At 71.1% G+C, this 1,550-nt stretch carries 1 protein-coding gene; it reads right to left on the bottom strand.

Translation table 11 applies throughout. The features are described 5' to 3' along the window. On the bottom strand, positions 1-1,550 hold a 1,550-nt coding region (locus D7V93_RS42880; protein ID WP_147451680.1), incomplete at both ends, for a condensation domain-containing protein.

Below are 1,550 nucleotides of genomic sequence, written 5' to 3'. Positions count from 1 at the left end.
GGTGAACGCCGCGTAGAAGGCAGCGACCTCGCGGACGAGCACGCCCATGGACCAGCCGTCGGAGACGATGTGGTGCATCGTCACCAACAGCAGGTGCGACGCTTCGTCCAGCCGCACCAGCATGCTGCGCAGCAGGGGGCCGGTGGAGAGCTGGAACGGACGGCGTGATTCTTCGTCGGCCAGCCGCCGGGCCTCCTCCTCCCGCCGTGCGTCGGGCAGGGGGGAGAGGTCCACGAGCGGCAGCGTCCAGCCACCGGGGGCGTGGACGGTCTGCGTGGGCTGGCCCAGGTGCTCGTGGAAGGTGGTGCGCAGGGCCTCGTGGCGTTGGACGAGGGCCTCGAAGGCGCGGCGCAGGGACTCCAGATCCAGCTGGCCTGTGAGCTGGAGCGCGGTGGGCAGGTTGTAGGACGCGTCCCCGGGCTGGAGCTGATCCAGCAGCCAGAGCCGCTGCTGCGCGAAGGACATCGGCACCGTGGCGGCGCGTGCCCCAGGCAACCGCCGAGGTGCCGGCATGGTGGCGGCTTGTGCGGAGTCGATGCGCTGCGCGAGGGCGGCCACGGTGGGCGCCTCGAACAACGCGCGCAGGGGCAGTTCGCGCCGGAATGCGGCGCGCACGCGCGAGACGAGCTGGGTAGCCAACAGCGAATGGCCTCCGAGCGCGAAGAAGTCGTCGTGGATGCCGACGCGCTCCACGCGCAGCACCTGCGTGAAGAGGGCTGCGAGCTGCTCCTCGGTGGGCGTGCTCGGCGCGACGTAGCTGGAGGTGAGCGAGGTGCCCAGCGGGGCGGGCAGGGCCTTGCGGTCCACCTTGCCGTTGGTGTTGAGGGGCAGGGCCTCCAGGACGAGGAAGGCGGAGGGCACCATGTACTCGGGCAGGTGCTGCTTGAGGTGTGCCTTGAGGGCATCCGCCTCCAGGGAGTGGCCTTCGAGCGCGGTGACGTAGGCGACGAGGCGCTTGTCGCCGGGCACGTCCTCGCGTGCCAGCACCACCGCTTCACGTACCTCCGGGTGCTGGAGCAGCGTCGCTTCGATTTCACCCAGCTCGATGCGGAAGCCACGCACCTTCACCTGGAAGTCCGCGCGGCCCAGGTAGTCGAGCATGCCGTCGGCCCGCCACCGGGCGACGTCACCCGTGCGGTACAGCCGCGCCCCCGGGGTTTCGGAGAAGGCGTCCGGGATGAAGCGGTCGGCGGTCAACTCGGGACGGCCGAGGTAGCCGCGCGCCACGCCTTCGCCACCGATGAAGAGCTCTCCCGAGACGCCCGTGGGCACCGGGTGGAGATTGCGGTCCAGCACGTAGACGCGCACGTTGGGCAGCGGCCGGCCGATGGTGGGCGTGGGTGAGGCGTCGAAGGCGCACACGGTGGCGTCCACCGTGCACTCGGTGGGGCCGTAGACGTTGAAGACACGCATGCGCTCATTGGCCGCGAGGTGGCTCCACGTCGCGGGGTCCACGGCTTCGCCGCCCACGAGGACGCGGCGGGGAATGGACTCGCGCGCCAGCAGGCCCTCTTCCAGGAGGAGGCGCAGGTGCGCGGGCGAGCAGTCGA

Source organism: Corallococcus llansteffanensis (assembly GCF_003612055.1).
Lineage (GTDB): Bacteria > Myxococcota > Myxococcia > Myxococcales > Myxococcaceae > Corallococcus > Corallococcus llansteffanensis.
Note: the sequence above shows the minus strand (reverse complement) of the source record. Positions and strands in the feature narration are given on the sequence as shown.